The following is an 18,620-nucleotide window of genomic DNA, read 5'->3' as shown; positions in this document are numbered from 1 at the left end:
TATCCTGCGAATAGGAGACGAAACTTTTTAGATGGTGATAGATATTTTTTAAGAGTCATTTTGATTGATTGTTAAAATACACTTGAAATATTCTTTATTGTGTAGAATTTTTGGGTCATTCGGAATAAACGAGCCCGCTAATTCATTATGGGCATTGGCTAGTTCATATTGTTGTAAGCGATCGTAAAGAACACAGAGCTGTAAGTGGGGTAGCCATGTAGAAAAGCTTTTGTTTTGAAAGGGCGCATTTGGCTTCTGTTTAATCACTAGAGCTTGCTCATACCAAAATATAGCTTCGTAATTTCTGGATTGTTCCATAAAGTGATAACCTAGGCGACAGCAGGCTTCTGGTCGGGGGATATCGTATTCAAAGCTTCGTAGTATAGCGCTGAAATTGTTTTCTTTATCGTTTAAATGGGAATAGCAATCAGCTAATTTTAAGCAGGCACGTATGTTATCTTCAATCCACCCTAATTTGGACGTTAAAAATAATTCATAATAATAAATAGCTTCCTCAAACAGGCCATGATCTACTAATTCATTAGCAAAATAAAATGTATCACGTGGTGATAGTGTTTCTCCCGTTTCAATCAGTTGTCTATAAATCGTAATATTGCGGGAGTGATCATGGGTTAACGGTAAATGGCTGACAGCAACATCACTATCAAACAACATACCACAAACTTCTAAATATTCATGAACTGCACCAATCCATTGAAATTGCTTTTCCCTCCTGACAAGGCGATATCTTCTTATTAAGGCATCTGCATTTCCCTCATGATCGAAACTTAAATGATAATTCATAGAAACAGCATCAATGTCGGAAGTAAGAGATGCTTTGAGTGCCTTTAATTTTTGGCGGTCTTCCTCTAAAAAAACATCGTCAGCATCAAGCCAGAGGATGTATTCTTTTGTTGCTTGTTGAAAGGAAAAGTTTCGTGCTGCTGCAAAGTGATGTATCCATTTAAAATCAAAAATTCGGTCTGTATATTGTGCAACCACTTGCTTTGTACTATCTGTTGATCCCGTATCAACAATATTAATTTCATCTACTATATCTTTGACAGAGTCAAGACATCGACCAATAACATCTTCTTCATTTTTTACAATCATACATAAGCTAATGGATATCATACTCTATTCCTCCTTACCATTATCTTTGTAATATATGTAAGGACGGAAATATTGGTTGGATGATTGAACTGTTAGAAGAATTGCGCGCCTGATATGTGAAATGTATTTTCATGGTTTGTCATAAATTTACCTTCCAAGTTTCACCCGAATTTCACAATTGTGAAGTATAGTAAAGGGGCAGAGGTGATAAAGTTGAAAAAATGGGCATTCTTCATTTTTTCGTTACTACAAATTATATGGTTAGCGGGTTGCGCTGAAAAGTCATATGAACCCATTGAAAGGGAACGAAGTTTTATAGCTTCATTGAACATACAAGAGCCATCATTAGATTTTATTGATGAGGATGGGAATATGCTTGCGACATGGTTATTTGATAAGGCTTATTCAGGGGCCATATTATTAGGAGATGACCAAGTTTTATTATATGGACACCAACTAAATAACATCGACGTCTATACAATATCCACCGGAGAAAAGCTCTATTCAAAAAAAGTAGAGATTGGTACGACCAATGTATACTACGATGACAACATCAAGCAATTTTTTATCACGAATAGTAAAACCAATACAGTGACAAGCTTTGATCAAGAAGGCAATCAGCTAGCTTCACAACAACTTGGCAATTATCCAATGTCAATGACATCGTATAGGGATAAACTATATGTTATTAATTTTAAAGATACAAAGTTATCTGTATTAAATATGAAGGATTTAAAAATTGAGCAAGAGTGGCCGATTCAAAAGTCTGCACATGGAATAGTTGTTCTAGAAGAAAAACATGAGCTATGGGTAGGCGGTCATGGGGAAGGAAGTAAGCCAAATAGTTCTGTTAAAAAATATGATTTGACTACAGGTCAACTGCATGGAGAGATTGACATGCCTTTGATGCCAGTAGGAATAAAAAAGACCAAAGATGCTATTCTTGTTGTAAGTCATGGTCACAACGAGTTATATGTGGCTGACTTTGATGGCCATATCAAATGGCAGCAAGAGGTTGGGGCAAATCCATTTGTAGTGGATCAATTTAAAGATTATATTGTTGTCGCTGGCTATGATGATCACACATTGTATTTTATAAAAGATGGCCAGAAGGAAAAAACAGTTGATGTGGGGAAAGGTGCTTTTCAGCTGTTAGTAAGGGAGGAACAATGATGACAACTGTATTAATAGTTGATGATGAGCAGGATATGCGTAATTTAATTGAAATGATGCTCAATAACTCTGATATAGAGACATTTACTGCCGCTAGTGGAACTGAGGCTTACGATGTAATAGTGCGTGAAAATATAGATTTAGTATTACTTGATGTAATGATGCCACATGAGGATGGTTTTGTTGTTTGTCAAAGTATTCGGGCTATGTCCAATGTGCCGATTATTTTTTTAACTGCACGTGATGCGAATGAGGATAAAGTGAAAGGTCTTACACTTGGCGGAGATGATTATATTGTTAAGCCATTTACACATGATGAACTCGTAGCCAGAATTTATGCTGTATTAAGACGAAGTGGTGCAAATATTACAGAACTACAGCAAAAGTACGTAATTTTTGGCTCTATTAAAATAGATGAAATAGCACGAAAAGTATCCGTTGATGGAAAGAGTATTCCACTTACTTTAAAGGAATTTGAACTCTTACACTTATTTATGAAAAATCCAGGAAATGCCTATTCGAGAGAGCAATTATTAGAACGCATTTGGGATATTGATTATGTAGGTGGAACACGCACGGTAGATACACATATTAAAACTTTACGAATAAAGCTTGGAAAGGATGCGGCTTCGCATATTCAAACCGTTTGGGGTGTGGGCTACCGCTTTGATCCTGGCGAATGAAAAAAATTGCCACGCGCATTTGGTTGTTAATTTTCGCCTTTTTAATTATTACCGTTGTCTTTATGTATGTTCTCACAAATTTTTTATATCAACGTTTATATGTACAAGATACAGAAGATACAATGGTCGAAGTTGGATTGAAGCTACAAACAATGTATGACAATGGCAAGGTAACGGATGAATTTATTGCAGATATTGAAGAATTTAATGATTATTCCAATTTGAATATATTTGCGGTAAGGAATCCTCGTGAATTAAGTGCCTGTGTTCCATTTGATATCGATTATGAGACATTGATTGGTCCTGAGGAAAGACAAAAATTATTGGCAGGAAAGTATGTGCAAAAAATTGGGTACGAGCCTCGCTTTGATCGACAACTTATTTCGGTGGTTGTACCACTTGTTGATCAAAATCGATTAGAAGGTATTATTTATATTTATTTCCCACTGGCCAAAATTAGTGAATTGGCAAATAGTGGCGTTATTTTATTGTTTATTAGTGCTTTCATATTTTTAGTAGTTGTTAGCTATTTAATTTATAAAGGGATTCGACATATTATGCGACCATTAAACGATTTACAGCTTGCAGTGGAGCAGATGTCCTATGGGAATTATGAGACTCGTGTACCTGTCAATTCACGAGATGAAATCGGTAAATTATCTAGTACCTTTAATAAAATGGCAGAGGCCATTCAGCAAGAGGATGAAGCACAAAAAACATTCTTGGCAACAGTCTCGCATGAATTACGAACACCAATTAGCTATGTAAAGGGCTATAGCGAAGCCATGCAAAATGGCATCATCACAGAAGGCCAAAAAGAAGAAACCATTCAGCTAATCGTCCGTGAGGCCAATCGCATGGAACGCTTAACAAACGAATTACTTCAACTGGCAAGAACAGAAAATGAACAAACTGACATTGATTTATATCCAATTCCATTAGGTGAAACATTACGAGAGGTTCAAAAAATCTTAACGCATCAAGCAAATAAAAAGAACATAACTTTATATTTAGATGTAGATGATGCCCTAATTATTGAAGCGGATGAAGTAAAACTAAAACAAATTTTTATTAACATTATTGAAAATGCGATTAATTATTCGCATGAAAATTCTAAGGTGGAAATTGTTGCTGCTGAAAAGGCTGGTAGTGCACAAATTACCATTAGGGATTATGGAATTGGTATTCCTGTCGAGGATTTAACCCATGTCACTGAACGATTTTATCGTGTTAACAAAGCTCGAAGTCGTGCGGACGGTGGTAGTGGACTAGGTTTATCGATTGTTGAACAGTTATTAAAACAGTTACAGGGAACGTTAGAAATTGAAAGTGTTGTTGAAAAAGGCACATCCGTGAAGATACGGTTGCCATTAATGGAGGATTAAAAGATGAAAAAGTGGTTATTTGCGCTAATTGCAGTCCCTACATTATTAGTAGGATGTGGAGAAAAAAAAGAGGCATTGCCAGAACCAGAAGTACCACAGATCCCAGAAGTTGAAATTTTAACACCAAAAGAAGTAGCACTCAATGAAACGATTGAGCTGGCAGCACATGTTGAACAAGGTGGAAAAAATGTCGATGATGCTGTAGTAGAATTTGAAGTTTGGGAATCAGGAAAACGCGATGAAGGACAAATGATTGATGGGAAATTAGAGCAAGACGGTGTATATAAAGCAACGACTACTTTTGATCATGATGGTGTGTATTATATGTATGCACATACAACAGCTAACGGTGTTCATAATATGCCAAAGCAACAAATTATTGCTGGAAGCCCTGATATGACAAAGGTTGTCCCAGAGGATGAAAAAGCCAATAACAGCATGGATAATAACATGATGGATCATAATAATGACACTTCAGATGATATGGATCATGAGGAAGAGAAAAAAGATGAAAAAAATCATCATTAAAAGCTTGCAATTTTTTTGAAATAGGAATATGATAATGACCAGATGACCGAAATGGTTTTCTGGTCATTTTTATTGAAGTGTACGAGAGATGTACATAACCTAACTAGAAAGGATGTTACTAATGGATCGTAGGCAGGAAATTCTTGAAGCAGCTGCAAAATCTTTTACATTGTTTGGCTACAAGGCAACAACAATGGAGCAAGTGGCTAAAATCGCCAATGTCGGTAAAGGTACGATTTATACATTCTTTGCAAATAAAGAAATTTTATTTCAAGAGATCGCAATGTCACTTGTACGAGAGATGAAAGCGGAAGCAGATGCAGTGTTGGATGCATCAGCAAGCTTTATGGATAATGCGCATAATGCTTTAATGAAAATGCTACAGTTCCGAGAAAAACATCTTTTATTTGCAAAGCTAATCGAGGAAGAAAAAGAATTACGAACACCAGCAGTTAAACAGGTGCTACTACGTATCGAGACTGAAATCTTATCGTATGTCGCAGAGTTAATACAACGACGTATTAATAAAGGTGAAATTAGAGAGTGTGATGCGGAGCTAGTTAGTTACTTATTGCTGAAGGCATATCTTGCTTTTGTTGTCGATTGGCATGAGTTACATGGTGATGTAATCCCTGAAGAAAAGATTCTTAATCTTTTTAAGGAAACTATCTTTCGAGGTTTGATTTTAACTTGATTCGATAAAATACAGCTGTATAAGTATTGAATCAAGTGCTCTTTTTGCAATATTGTCGAGGTTGATTATTTTTTTTGAATGAAAATGACCAAATGACGTTTTCGGTCAAATAGTTTAGGAGTGAGGATATTATATGATTAAAGCTGAGTGGCTGAAGATCTTTAAAACAAGAAAAATGCTTGTGTCAATCATTGCTGTATTATTTATTCCAGTAATGTATGCGGGTATGTTTTTATGGGCGTTTTGGGATCCTTATGCGGGGCTTCCTAATCTTCCAGTAGCTGTTGTTAATGAGGATACTGGTGCTGAGATGGATGGCGTTAAATTAGACTTAGGGGATACCTTGGTCGATAAATTGATAGATAGCGAGCAATTTAACTTTATAGAAGTTTCAAAAGATGAAGCTGAAAAAGGCTTAAATAGTCGTGACTATTATATGATTTTAGAAATTCCAACAAATTTCTCTGAACATGCAACAACACTATTAGATGACAAACCATCAAAATTAGTAATGAACTACATTCCAAACGAGGGATTGAACTTCCTTGGTGCTCAAATTGGTGAGACTGCAATGGATCGTGTACGCGCTGAAGTAAATTCTCAAGTATCAGCGACTTATGCTGAAAAATTATTTGATTCCATTGCAACACTTGGAGATGGCTTTACAGAAGCTGCAGATGGCTCAAATAAGCTAGATGAGGGTGCACAAAAAGTAGCGAATGGTGCAAAAGATTTAAAAGGATATCTGGAGCAACTAGCATCGAGCACAGTTGAACTATCAAATGGTACTGATAAATTAACAAAAGGTGCGGGAGATGCCGCAAAAGGCGCGAATGACTTATCTAGTGGTTTAGTCAAACTACAAGATGGTACTGTTCAATTACAACAGGGTGCACAGCAAGCTGCAAATGGAGCAACGAGCCTTGAACAGGGGTTATCACAATATACACAAGGTGTTGCAAAAGTTGGTGCTGGTTTAAACACTTTAAACGACAAACAACAGCAAATTAGTGCAGGTGCAGCATCTATTGCTGAGAATGCCGGTGCATTGAATGGTGCGGCAACTCAATTAACAGCGGGATCTGCAAAAGTAGAGGCAGGCATTACAGCTCTATCAAATCAATTACAAACGATGATGGCTTCAATGCCTGAAGAGCAAGCAACAGCGTTGAAACAAACATTAGCGGAACTACAGGCAGGTAGTGCTAGTGTGCATAACGGTTTAACATCTTTATCAGCTGGTACAGAAAAATTACAAGCTGGTGCCAATCAAGTAAGCTCTGGGGCAACTCAAATTGCAGCAGGTCAAGCAGAAGTGCTAGCTGGTGCGAATGCATTATCAGCTAAAAGTAATGCTTTATTGGAAGGTGCAAAAGGTCTACAAGCAGGTAATGCTACATTAGCTGCAAAATTAGGTGAACTACATGCAGGTGTGAATACAGCTGTAACAGGTTCAAAAACATTAGCATCTGGTTTAAATGAATTAGCGAATGGTACAACAACATTAAATCAAGGTACTTCAACACTTGCTTCAAAATCTGGTGAGCTAGCACAAGGATCTGCAACACTTGCAGATGGTTCGACGGAGCTTGCAGATGGTACAGCTACTTTATCTGGTAAATTAGGTGAGGCTAGTGAAAAAGCAAATGAAGTTAAAGCAAATCAAGACACGTATGATATGGTAGGTAGTCCAGTTGAAGTTGAAAAAGAGTCTGTAAACCATGTTCCTAACTATGGTACAGGTTTTGCACCGTACTTTATTTCTCTAGGTTTATTCGTAGGTGCATTATTAATTTCAATTGTGTTTCCACTTGTTGAACCTGCTATTCGTCCTAAAAACGGGGCATCTTGGTTTACAAGTAAAGTGACAGTACTAGCAGTCGTAGGTTTAGTGCAAACATTACTAACAGTAGTTATTGTTAAATGGGGTCTAGGCCTCGAAGTGAATAACATGGGCTACTTTATCTTAACAGCCTTATTAACAAGCTATGTATTTTTAGCCTTAATCCAAATGCTTGTTTCAATCTTTGGTGACCCTGGTCGTTTCATGGCAATTGTTGTACTAATTTTACAATTAACAACAAGTGCAGGTACATTCCCATTAGAATTAATACCTTCACCATTACAAGTATTTAACAAGCTATTACCGATGACATATACAGTTCAAGCATTTAAATCAAGTATTTCTACTGGTGATACGTCATTCTTAATGCAAAACTATGGAGTTCTAGCTGGCTTCTTAGTAGCATTCTTAGCGATCACATTTGGTTACTTTATGCTACTGCACAATAAACGTTACTCTAAAGTAGCTGAAGAAAACTAATCATGAAGCACTCACCTAATGTACGGTGAGTGCTTTGTTGTTCATAGGGGTTATGTAATAATTCTTCAGCCTCAAATGACATAAATAAAAACGAAGTTATCTATAGAAATTTTATGAAAAAAAGTATGGATTTCCATTGCGGTCATTTGTTTTTAAGTAGGTGAGCTGTTCCCTCTGGACGCTGGCAGAACGGAAATCCCCCTTCCCTTGCCAAAAGGTATTTCTCTGCTAGTGATTGTCTTTTTCAAAAGCATAAAAACAACAGCTGATATGAGCGTATCAGCTGTTGTTTTTTGTAAGTGTAAGAGATTTAATTAAGGGTTCATCAAAATATGATGAAGGGTGTCATGATTGCTACGTGTGGGGCACGTATATGACTATATCAGAATAGGCAAATGCTTATAGGTGGTTACATTTTTCACAAGTGTTGCTGTAGCATTCGCTTTGTTCTTCCATTTTTTCACCGCACTCAGTACATTGCTTAGCAGGTAAATTCTTGAAAAATTCAACTACGTTTTCTAACATTGTGGACTCCTCCTTTAAGTTCATCTGTACTATTACTGTTTTGATATTTTCTAGTGTATTATAACAGATGCTTTTCGTCAACACAAAATGCCTAATTTACGGTAAAATAAATATGGATATTTTGTGAAGGAGGAAACGTGAACTATGATTTTCGTTGATAATAAAGGGATCCATGATCCACGTATTAATCTTGCTATTGAGGAGTATTTGTTAAAAACAATGGACGTTGAGAAAGAGCCAGTGCTCCTTTTCTATATTAATCAACCGTCTATCATCATCGGTAAAAACCAAAATACGATTGAAGAAATCAATACAGACTATGTAGAGGACAATGGCATTATTGTTGTGCGCCGTCTTTCAGGTGGTGGTGCTGTTTATCATGATTTAGGCAATCTTAACTTCAGCTTTATTACAAATGATGATGGCGATAGCTTTATGAACTATAAAAAATTCACGCAACCAGTTGTTGACGCTCTAGCAAAAATGGGTGTGAATGCAGAGCTCTCAGGACGTAATGATATACTAGCAGAGGGACGTAAAGTTTCAGGAAATGCTCAGTTCTCTACAAAAGGACGTATGTTCAGCCATGGTACATTGATGTTTGATACAGAAATCGATGCGGTTGTCTCAGCCTTAAAGGTCAAAAAGGATAAAATCGAATCAAAAGGTATTAAATCAATTCGCTCACGAGTAGCAAACATTTCAGAGTTTTTAAAAGAGCAAATGACAGTTGAGGAATTCCGTCTTGAAATTTTAAAATCCATTTTTGGCGGGGAAGAAAATATTCGTTATTATGAGCTAACCGAAGATGATTGGGCAAATATCCACAAGCTATCAGAGGAACGCTATCAAACATGGGAGTGGAATTTTGGGAAATCACCTCGCTTTAATATTCAAAAAACACACCGATTCCCAACAGGAGGCATTGATATTCGCCTAGAAGTAAATCATGGTGTGATGGAAGAAGTGCATATTTTTGGAGATTTCTTTGGTGTCGGTGATATGGCTGATATAGAACAGCGCTTAGTTGGGACAAACTATGACAGAGCTGCAATTGCTAAGGCATTAGCAGACATCGATATCCCTACATATTTTGGTGGAATTTCAACTGAGGACTTTTTACAATTAATTTATTAAGGAAAATACGGTTTCATGTAATGTTTTAGCCTAAAGGTTCGCTGACAATTATGTCGTCGAACCTTTTTTTGATACAATATAGAAAGAAAGGAGTGTTGATATGGAAAAGCATCGAATATTCATAGTTGAAGATGATGTCAAGATTGCATCATTACTAGCGGAAACGCTTAGAAAATATCAATACGAAGTTGCAACAATTCAAGAATTTGATCATCTTATAGAAGAATTTACAGCATTTAATCCACATATGGTGCTGCTTGATATAAATTTACCCGCTTACGATGGCTATTATTGGTGTCGCCAGCTACGTCAGCATACAACATGTCCAATAATTTTCATTTCTGCACGCTCAGGAGAAATGGACCAAATCTTTGCGCTTGAAAATGGGGGCGACGATTTTATTACAAAGCCTTTTAACTACGAAATTGTGTTGGCTAAAATCCGTAGTCATCTACGCCGTACATATGGTGAATATGCAGCAAGGCAAGAAGAACGGACAATCAAGCAAGGACAGCTTGTACTTCATTTAGAAAGAATGGAGCTACATAAAAATGATTTAGAAATTCCACTTCAGAAAAAAGAATGTATCATCTTAGAGCTATTGATGGGCAATGCACCGAAAGTAGTTTCGCGTGAGCAATTGTTAGAGGAGCTTTGGGACGATCAAGCATTTGTCGATGAAAACACTTTGAATGTGAATATGACCCGAGTTCGAAAAAAGTTAGCGGATTATCATATATCGTCAACAATCGAAACGGTACGTGGTGCAGGCTATCGATTCATATTAAGTGCAGGTGAGCTATAGTGGGCTGGAAACTTTTTTTACGTGATTATGCATCATTTATTGTGTTCCAGCTCTTATTAGTTGGCTTCATCATGGTTATCTATGCACTCGACGGTTTTCGAAATATTGATACGGCTATTTATTCCTTTTGTATTAGCCTTGTGCTATTAGCATCCTTTTTACTTGTCCGCTATTTAATGCGGCAACGCTACTTATTGAAGATAACTCAGCTTCCATCAGCAATGGAGGATGTGCTACAAAAAAATGCAAAAACGCCAGAAGCTATACAAACCGAGAAGTATATGCATGAATTGTATCGACTTTATCAACATGAGCTGCATGCTTTATATGCAAGTCAAAAAAGGCATGATCAATTTATGAACCAGTGGGTCCATCAAATGAAAACACCTATTTCAGTGATTGAATTATTATTACAAGATGACCGACCTCTTGATAAAAAGAATGTTCAGGAGGAAATCGATCGCTTGCGTAGAGGATTGGACATGGTACTTGTTAATGCACGCCTAGAAAATTTTGAGGATGATATGCAAGTAGAGCGGGTTGCGTTAAAAGGTATTGTAACTGCAACTGTTAATGAAAATAAACGTTTATTTATTACGAAAAGAGTTTTCCCGGAAATTCATATTGACGACGATCTAATTGTTGCCAGTGATTCAAAATGGCTTCGTTTCATTCTTGGACAATTTATCACCAATGCAGTGAAATACACGTTTGAAGCCAATAAAAAAATTGTTATTTCTGCCATTGAAAAGGATGACTATGTACAACTTGCGATTTGTGATGAGGGTATTGGGATTCCAGCTTCCGATCTTTCTCGTGTTACGAAAGCCTTTTTTACTGGCGAAAATGGGCGGAAAACAGGTGAATCAACTGGAATGGGCCTTTATTTAGCCAAAGAAATCTGTGAAAAGCTAGGGCATGAGCTGGCTATTACATCAGAGGTAGGAAAAGGGACGATTGTGACAGTAACATTTACAAATTAGGGGGCACTAGGATGGTAGAGGTACGTATAGAAGATTGGAAACTAACGATTGATAAGGAGAAAACAAATGCGCTTTATATGACACATCTGCAAGCGGGAGATCCATTAGCCTATCAAAATTTTATCCTGGCAAATGAAAAGTTAGATGAAGAACTACTGCATTTTTCAAAGAGCCTTGGGTTAAACTTACAGCAACCAACATTATTGAATGCTTTTCCTGTAGACGGTCAACAGATTATGTATAGTGGGTATTATACTGTATGTGGGGAAATCGTAGAGGGAGAAATGGATGCTTGGGATGTGATTATTGGGGAGCATTGCTTTAGTTTAGTAGAGGAAGAGTCAATACTGGCTTTAACAGAGCCTCATTTTCACATTGGTTTTGAGGTCGTTTTACAGTGGCTTTTACCTCAATCCTTAGAATTAATGAAGAAATAAGGTGAATGAAGTATGCCTATTTTACAAATTAAAGATGTGACAAAAGTGTACGAAGGTAAAGTAACGCATCGAGCATTAAATCAATTGAGCTTTGACGTGGAAGAAGGCGAGTTTTTAGCTGTTATGGGGCCCTCAGGAAGCGGTAAAACGACATTGTTGAATATTATTTCGACCATCGATGAACCAACTAGTGGAGAAATCATTTTAGATGGAATGAATCCACATAAGTTGAATGCTACAGAGCTTGCCTATTTTAGAAGAAGACAGCTTGGCTTTGTGTTTCAGGATTTCAATCTTTTGCATATGCTGACGGTCGAGGAAAATATCGTGTTGCCCTTAACGTTAGATCAACAGCCACTAGAGGTAATGGAGGAGCGTCTGGCAAGTATTGTAGAAAAGCTAGATTTAACTTCCTTCCTTCATAAACGTCCAAATGAAATATCTGGGGGACAGGCACAAAGAACAGCAATTGGTCGTGCGCTTATTCATAATCCTAGTCTCATTTTAGCGGACGAACCTACAGGTAATTTAGATTCAAATTCTTCACGTGATGTGCTTGAACTATTGACAAAGGTGAATCAGGATAAACAAACGACAATCGTGATGGTCACGCATGATCCAATTGCAGCAAGTTATTGTGATCGAGTGTTATTCATTAAAGATGGTGAATTTTTTAATGAAATTTATCGAGATGACCGCCGTCAGATGTTTTTCCAACGTATTTTAAATGTTTTGAGCTTACTAGGAGGAGGGCAAGTAGGTGACCTTTCGACAATTCGCTTACCGTAATGTCGTGCGGAACAGCCGGATATATGGCGCCTTTTTCATGGCAAGCTTTTTTTCTGTGGCTGTATTTTTTATCTATTCCATGCTGATGTTTCACCCTGATATTGAACGTGGGATATTAGGGGAGATGTCTCTCATTGGGATGGTGGGGGCTGAAATTGTTCTCGTCCTGTTTACATTATTCTTTTTATATTATTCCATGAGTGCCTTTTTAGAGGCCAGATCACATGAATTTGCTATTTTATTGCATTTGGGAATGGAAAAACGTCAGATGAATAAACTTGTCTTTTTAGAGACAATGATTATTGGAACAGGCTCCATTATTGTAGGGATTGTCTTTGGTTTCTCCTTTTCAAAATTCTTTTTTATGATTGTTAGGGAAATTTTACATTTAGAAGATTTACCACTCTATATTTCATGGGAGCCATTTTTATTAACGATTGGTGTTTTCACAAGTGCATTTTTCGTCATTTCATTTATTAGTGTGTATTTTACACGAGAGAGAAAATTACGAGATCTTATAAAAGGCAGTGATTATTTAAATAGCTTAACAACGTATTCCAAAATACGATCTTTCTATGGTATTTCTTTAATTGTAACGACGTATATTCTCGCGTTTGTTGTCGGACATACATCACTAATTGGGCTAACGCTGTTAATACCATTTTCCGCAACATTTGGCACCTATTATTTTTTCAGTGATTCTGTACCTTGTTTTTTAGATTTAGCACGTGGGAAACGCAAATATCATTGGCAACGCTACCGTCTACTATCGCTAGCAGAACAAACGCATATAATGATGGATAACGTGAAAATGTTTTTCGTTGTGACGATGGTATCGACACTTGCATTTTTATCTGTTGGTGTTTTAGCAACAATGTCCTCCTATACAACGCAATATGATCGATTAAATCCACTCGGGCTGGTTTATAAAGGGGATGTCGATAATCCATATGAACGGGAGCATATCAATTCTTTAAGGCTGCAATTAGAGGAGAAAGGTTTATCTTATCAGCTATCCCGTTTTATTGTTGTGAAGCAAACCTCCTCTTTCACTCGAAATGAAGTGGAGGTTTTTCGAGAGTCCGATATGAATGTCCTGCTTTCTTCCTACAGTTATCCATTATTGAATCTGGAAGCAGGTGAGGCAGTATTCATTCCTTATTCGGAGGATTCCCTAAAAAAATTAAAAGATCGAGTTGTGCATACTGTTTTAGAAGAAAACAATATACCGCTCACTATTGATAGTGTCTATCCAAAAATAGTGTTTCCAGGCTCGATTGTCAGTGTCAATTCGATTGTCATTAGTGATGAAGACTTCGCGAAGCTTATTCATCCGATTTCCGATCAAGACATTATTCAACCAAGCTATCATCTATTTACATTTGTTATTCCTCAATGGATGGAAACGAAGGATATTGGTAAGGATATCGATCATCTAGAATCCAATTTATATTTTATTAAAAAGGATAAGTTTAGCCCTTTTTACTTTGAAAATGCAGGATTAAATTATTCTTATATACTAGCTACCTACTCATTATTTACATTAGTGGGTGTTTTAGTAGCCACTGTATTTTTACTTGCAGCTGGTAGCTTTATCTATTTTAAATTGCATACATCCCTCGAACGTGAAAAGCGTAAATTTGATGTATTAAAACGTATGGGTTTAACAGATACAGAGTTAAAAAAGCTAGTTAATCGCCATTTGTTTCCCCAATTCTTTTTACCTTGGGGTGTTGCGATGATGCATAGTGCCTTTGCTTTTCTAATGGTTCAAGGTATTTTAAGGGACATTGCGAATATATCGATTGTAAAAGAAGTATTCTTTGCTTTTGGTTTTTTTGTATTAATACAAGTGGTTTATTTTTATTTAATTCGATGGCGCTATATCTCCCATATTCGCTCATGAAGTAATGGTTTAAAAGAGAAAAAAATGAATTATTTAACGTAATTTATGACATGAGATAAAAAGACTCATTGTTTTTTAGATATATTTCTTATATAATATTACTGAATAACGATTCATTTTATACGATAAGGGGATGGTGTAATTGAATTTAGTTTCACGTGTTCGTCAACAGGCAACAGAACAACCTGAAAAAGTGGCGTATCATTTTATGGGGAAAGATACGACTTACGGGGAATTTGAGCATACAGTTGGCCGCTTTGCAAAGGGATTACAAGATTTAGGCGTTGAAAAAGGGGATCATGTGGCGTTTTTACTCGGCAACACGCCACACTACTTAATTGCCCTCTATGCAACAATGCGCTTAGGGGCAACAGCAATACCTGTTAATCCAATCTATACACCGGATGAAATTTCTTACATTTTGCATAATGGAGATGTAAAAGCAGTCATTGCTCTGGATATGTTGCTGCCATTGGTTGAAAAAGGTGTACAAGCATTTCCACAGGTAAAAACATTTATAGTTTGTGAAACCACACCAGATATAGCGGAAAAAGTGGCAGCTTTATCACCACAAGCACAAGAAAAAACACATTTATTTACACATGTAATCGCCAAAACCACTCAATCTTTACAACCTGTTGAAGTTGCAGAGGATGACAATGCTATTATTTTATATACTTCAGGAACTACAGGTAGTCCAAAGGGAGCCATGCTGACACATGGCAATGTGTACTCAAATGCACGTGATGTTGCGCATTATTTAGGCATTAATGCAGAGGACCGTGTTATTGCGACACTACCTGTATTCCATGTATTTGCCTTAACGGTAGTGGTGAATGCGCCTTTATTAAGTGGGGCAACAGTTTTACTTGCACCACGCTTTAGCCCTAGCGAAATTTTTGCTTTAGCACGAGAGCAAAAAGCAACGGTATTTGCTGGTGTTCCTACTATGTATAATTTCTTGTACCAATTACCTGAGGGCAATCCTGAAGATTTCTCGACAATTCGTTTAGCTATTTCAGGTGGTGCCTCCTTGCCTGTTGCGCTACTACATAATTTCGAACAGAAATTTAATGTGCGTGTGTCAGAGGGCTATGGCTTATCCGAAGCTTCACCCGTGACATGTTTTAACCCATTAGATCGTGATCGTAAAGCTGGCTCTATTGGAACATCCATTAGCAATGTCGAGAATAGAGTTGTTGATGTTAATGGTCAGGAAGTACCTGTGGGCGAAGTTGGAGAGCTAATTGTAAGTGGTCCAAATGTGATGAAGGGATACTATAAAATGCCTGAAGAAACGGCGATGGCGATTCGTGACGGCTGGCTCTATACAGGAGATTTAGCAAAGGTAGATGAAGAAGGGTATTTTTACATTGTCGATCGTAAAAAGGATATGATTATTGTAGGGGGCTTTAATGTTTATCCTCGTGAAGTAGAGGAAGTGCTGTTTGCCCATAATAATATTGTAGAAGCAGCAGTGGTAGGCTTCCCAGACCCTAACTTAGGGGAAGCAGTACATGCCTATGTTGTGCTGAAAGAAGTAGCTGCTACTACAACAGATGATCTACTATCCTATTGTGCTAAACATATGGTGAAGTATAAGGTTCCGAAAGTAATTGAAATACTGGATGAACTACCAAAAAACACAACAGGAAAAATATTAAGACGCTCATTAAAAGAGAAAGTTTAAACGAGAAAAGCTACTATTGAAAAATGGTAGCTCTTTTTTTGTACATTATTCGTATAATAGTAAAATCAGTTGAGAGTAGATGTCTGTAAGTGATAAAATCAAACTTGTGAAATCTTCTACATACTTTTCAAGAGCTTGTCATATAGTGAGGAAGTAATGTAAAAAGACGTACAAAACTGGAACCCTTTGAGGTGAAGCCACGTCAAAACTTTTAGGTAAAAATACTATTGAAAGAGAGCATACAAAAACATGTTAGAACTCATTAAGGAGTTAATAAGTTTTATTGTGCATATCGATGTGCATTTAGAAGAAATTATTCGTGATTTTGGCAATTGGAGCTATCTTATTTTATTTGCGATTGTTTTTGTAGAAACAGGGGTTGTTATTTTCCCATTCTTACCTGGTGATTCCTTGTTATTTGCAAGTGGAACATTAGCTGCGGCAATGGGCGCATTCGATATGTGGATTTTAATCCCTGTATTTTTAGCAGCAGCTATTTTGGGAGATACGATGAACTATCATATTGGACATAAGGTAGGGACATCTATTCCGCCAAAGAGCCTCCTCGGTAGAGTTGTTAAGAAAGAGCGTATGGAAGCAGCTGAAAAATTCTTTAATACACATGGTGGGAAAACGATCGTAATCGCACGTTTCATGCCATTTATTCGTACATTTATCCCGTTTGTGGCGGGTGCAAGTAAAATGAAATATAGTTATTTCTTATTTTATAATATTTTTGGTGCAATTTTATGGGTATTCAGTTGTACGTTATTAGGTTACTTCTTTGGGAATATTCCAATTATTAAAGATAACTTCTCTGTTGTATTGATTTTGATTATCTTTATATCAGTTGTGCCTGCAGTGATCGGTGCAATTAAATCCAAAGTCGGTAAATAATATGGACAGTCCTTAAGTGATTCATCATCACAGGGACTGTCCTTTCTTTATTATTTGCTGAAAAAGCAAAGTTGGCATGTTAAGTTAGCTTGAAGTATAAGCATCAGGTCGTAAAAAATGTTATACTATAAATTACTAGAAAATGGAGAAATGGGGGGCAATGGAATGGAAGTATTCATTGGCAGACAGCCTATATTTAATCTTCATGAGCAAGTCGTTGCATATGAATTGTTATACCGTAGCAAAAATGTAAATGCCTTTCCAATGGTCGATTCAGATGCAGCAACGATTGATGTACTTGTGAACTCATTTCTTTCAATTGGTTTTGAAGAGGTAACGAAAGGTAAGCCTGGCTTTGTTAATTTTACTGAAAACTTATTGATGAGCTCTATACATGAATTTTTAAATCCCTCACAGGTAGTGATTGAGATATTAGAGGATGTTCCACTTACCTCTCAATTAGTGGAGCGTGTAATTGAGCTAAAAAAACAGGGGTTTCAAATTGCCTTGGATGATTTTATGATGGATGATCAAGTGGAAGTTTATGATGAATTATTTGAACAAATTGATTATATTAAGGTGGATTTTTTAGCTTCTTCCATCGTAAAAAGAATGGAAATCGAAAATAAAGTTAAGGAGAAATTTCCACATATTCAATTGCTCGCTGAAAAGGTAGAGACGCGTCATCAATTTGAAGTCGCTAAATCCTCAGGCTATGTGTTATTTCAAGGTTATTTTTTTGAACAACCGCAAATAATACGAGCAACAGACATTCCAGCAAATGCGATTCAATATATTCACATTATCTCTTTACTAAAAGAGGAAGAACCAAATATTCATTTGTTAGCGGAAAATATTGAACGTGATATTTCATTGACATACAAATTATTGCAAATGATTAATAACTCATCTAAACGTTCTAAATCTAAAGTGCGCTCCATCAAGCAAGCGATTGTGTTATTGGGCGTATCCAATTTACGAAAATGGATTTATTTATTGGCCATGCGTGAAATTGATATTGATGCTGATTCTGATCTTTTTAAAGAAGTGATGTGTACGTCTTTATTCCGAGCTAAGGTTTGTGAAAAACTAGCTAAGCTTGCTTATAAAAAGAATTTCTCAGAATATTTTTTAGTCGGCATGTTTTCTCTAATTGATACATTACTTCAAAGACCGATGAATGTTATTTTACAGCAGCTACCATTCTCAGAGGCTATTACGAATACCATTTTAGGCTTTGAAACGGAAATGACCCCATATTTGGAGTTTAGTATTGCGTTAAGTAAACTTGATTGGCCACGATTAGAAGAGCTAGCTGTACAGTTGAATATTCAGTTAGTTGACATTGATATTTTATATTATGAAGCCATCGAATGGGCAGAAAAATCATTTTAAACCAAATCAAAAAAGCTATCTTATTGAATACTGTAAGATAGCTTATTTTATATCTTCCTCAATCTAGTATCCCTTCATCATGATGAAGTTCTCAATGCTAAAAGTATTTGCTATAATCATCTCGTCTTTAAAAAATTCTGATAGTTGAAGTGGGCGT

The 18,620-nt window shown here is 36.6% G+C and carries 17 protein-coding genes; 15 read left to right on the top strand and 2 right to left on the bottom strand.

What is annotated here, in order from left to right:
• Positions 1-48: 48 nt before the first annotated feature.
• Complete coding sequence (locus tag AC1RFD_RS15230) at positions 49-1,134, bottom strand: glycosyltransferase family 2 protein (RefSeq protein ID WP_492475037.1); 1,086 nt, start codon at positions 1,132-1,134, stop codon at positions 49-51.
• Between the two features lie 183 nt (positions 1,135-1,317).
• Here AC1RFD_RS15230 and AC1RFD_RS15225 point away from each other — a divergent pair, with 183 nt between their 5' ends.
• From AC1RFD_RS15225 to AC1RFD_RS15200, 6 genes are all read left to right on the top strand, one after another.
• On the top strand, positions 1,318-2,286 hold the full coding sequence (locus AC1RFD_RS15225; RefSeq protein WP_259949839.1) for a YncE family protein: 969 nt from the start codon (positions 1,318-1,320) through the stop codon (positions 2,284-2,286).
• Positions 2,286-2,969, top strand: a complete 684-nt coding sequence (locus AC1RFD_RS15220) for a response regulator transcription factor (protein ID WP_004230448.1) — start codon at positions 2,286-2,288, stop codon at positions 2,967-2,969. The genes AC1RFD_RS15225 and AC1RFD_RS15220 overlap by 1 nt, the downstream gene beginning before the upstream one ends.
• On the top strand, positions 2,966-4,354 hold the full coding sequence (locus AC1RFD_RS15215; protein ID WP_054549576.1) for a sensor histidine kinase: 1,389 nt from the start codon (positions 2,966-2,968) through the stop codon (positions 4,352-4,354). The genes AC1RFD_RS15220 and AC1RFD_RS15215 overlap by 4 nt, the downstream gene beginning before the upstream one ends.
• 3 nt (positions 4,355-4,357) lie before the next feature.
• Positions 4,358-4,882, top strand: coding sequence for a FixH family protein (locus AC1RFD_RS15210; protein WP_004230451.1), 525 nt, complete (start codon positions 4,358-4,360; stop codon positions 4,880-4,882).
• 121 nt (positions 4,883-5,003) lie between these two features.
• Positions 5,004-5,576, top strand: a complete 573-nt coding sequence (locus AC1RFD_RS15205) for a TetR/AcrR family transcriptional regulator (protein WP_009373269.1) — start codon at positions 5,004-5,006, stop codon at positions 5,574-5,576.
• Between the two features lie 133 nt (positions 5,577-5,709).
• On the top strand, positions 5,710-7,899 hold the full coding sequence (locus AC1RFD_RS15200; RefSeq protein ID WP_115673010.1) for a YhgE/Pip domain-containing protein: 2,190 nt from the start codon (positions 5,710-5,712) through the stop codon (positions 7,897-7,899).
• Positions 7,900-8,298: 399 nt separating this feature from the next.
• On the opposite strand, the gene yhfH is transcribed toward AC1RFD_RS15200, so the two are convergent.
• The gene (yhfH, locus tag AC1RFD_RS15195) at positions 8,299-8,424 is read right to left on the bottom strand and encodes a protein YhfH (RefSeq protein ID WP_004230455.1); all 126 of its coding nucleotides are present in this window, start codon (positions 8,422-8,424) and stop codon (positions 8,299-8,301) included.
• Between the two features lie 144 nt (positions 8,425-8,568).
• On the opposite strand from yhfH, the gene lplA reads away from it, so the two are divergent.
• The 9 genes from lplA (at position 8,569) to AC1RFD_RS15150 (ending at position 18,463) form a co-directional block, all read left to right on the top strand.
• A complete protein-coding gene (lplA, locus tag AC1RFD_RS15190; RefSeq protein ID WP_048390817.1) occupies positions 8,569-9,561 on the top strand; it encodes a lipoate--protein ligase in 993 nt (330 codons plus the stop codon).
• Positions 9,562-9,661: 100 nt separating this feature from the next.
• On the top strand, positions 9,662-10,366 hold the full coding sequence (locus tag AC1RFD_RS15185) for a response regulator transcription factor (RefSeq protein WP_004230457.1): 705 nt from the start codon (positions 9,662-9,664) through the stop codon (positions 10,364-10,366).
• Positions 10,366-11,349 (top strand): sensor histidine kinase, encoded by a 984-nt coding sequence (locus tag AC1RFD_RS15180; protein ID WP_048390819.1) that lies wholly within the window; start codon positions 10,366-10,368, stop codon positions 11,347-11,349. The genes AC1RFD_RS15185 and AC1RFD_RS15180 overlap by 1 nt, the downstream gene beginning before the upstream one ends.
• 11 nt (positions 11,350-11,360) lie before the next feature.
• A complete protein-coding gene (locus AC1RFD_RS15175; protein WP_048390821.1) occupies positions 11,361-11,786 on the top strand; it encodes a hypothetical protein in 426 nt (141 codons plus the stop codon).
• A 12-nt stretch (positions 11,787-11,798) separates the two neighbouring features.
• Positions 11,799-12,575, top strand: coding sequence for an ABC transporter ATP-binding protein (locus AC1RFD_RS15170; protein ID WP_004230460.1), 777 nt, complete (start codon positions 11,799-11,801; stop codon positions 12,573-12,575).
• Positions 12,547-14,481 carry an FtsX-like permease family protein gene (locus AC1RFD_RS15165; RefSeq protein WP_492475036.1) on the top strand — a complete coding sequence of 645 codons (1,935 nt, stop codon included), beginning with the start codon at positions 12,547-12,549 and terminating at the stop codon, positions 14,479-14,481. Before AC1RFD_RS15170 ends, AC1RFD_RS15165 begins: the two co-directional genes overlap by 29 nt.
• A 142-nt stretch (positions 14,482-14,623) precedes the next feature.
• Positions 14,624-16,171, top strand: coding sequence for a fatty acid--CoA ligase family protein (locus tag AC1RFD_RS15160; RefSeq protein WP_492475035.1), 1,548 nt, complete (start codon positions 14,624-14,626; stop codon positions 16,169-16,171).
• Between the two features lie 249 nt (positions 16,172-16,420).
• Positions 16,421-17,068, top strand: a complete 648-nt coding sequence (locus AC1RFD_RS15155; protein WP_048390828.1) for a VTT domain-containing protein — start codon at positions 16,421-16,423, stop codon at positions 17,066-17,068.
• 165 nt (positions 17,069-17,233) lie between these two features.
• A complete protein-coding gene (locus tag AC1RFD_RS15150) occupies positions 17,234-18,463 on the top strand; it encodes an EAL and HDOD domain-containing protein (RefSeq protein WP_326141242.1) in 1,230 nt (409 codons plus the stop codon).
• The last annotated feature ends 157 nt before the right edge of the window (positions 18,464-18,620 follow it).

It is taken from the genome of Lysinibacillus sp. GW823-FHT02G10 (assembly GCF_058797135.1).
This window is presented reverse-complemented; position numbering and strand designations above follow the sequence as displayed.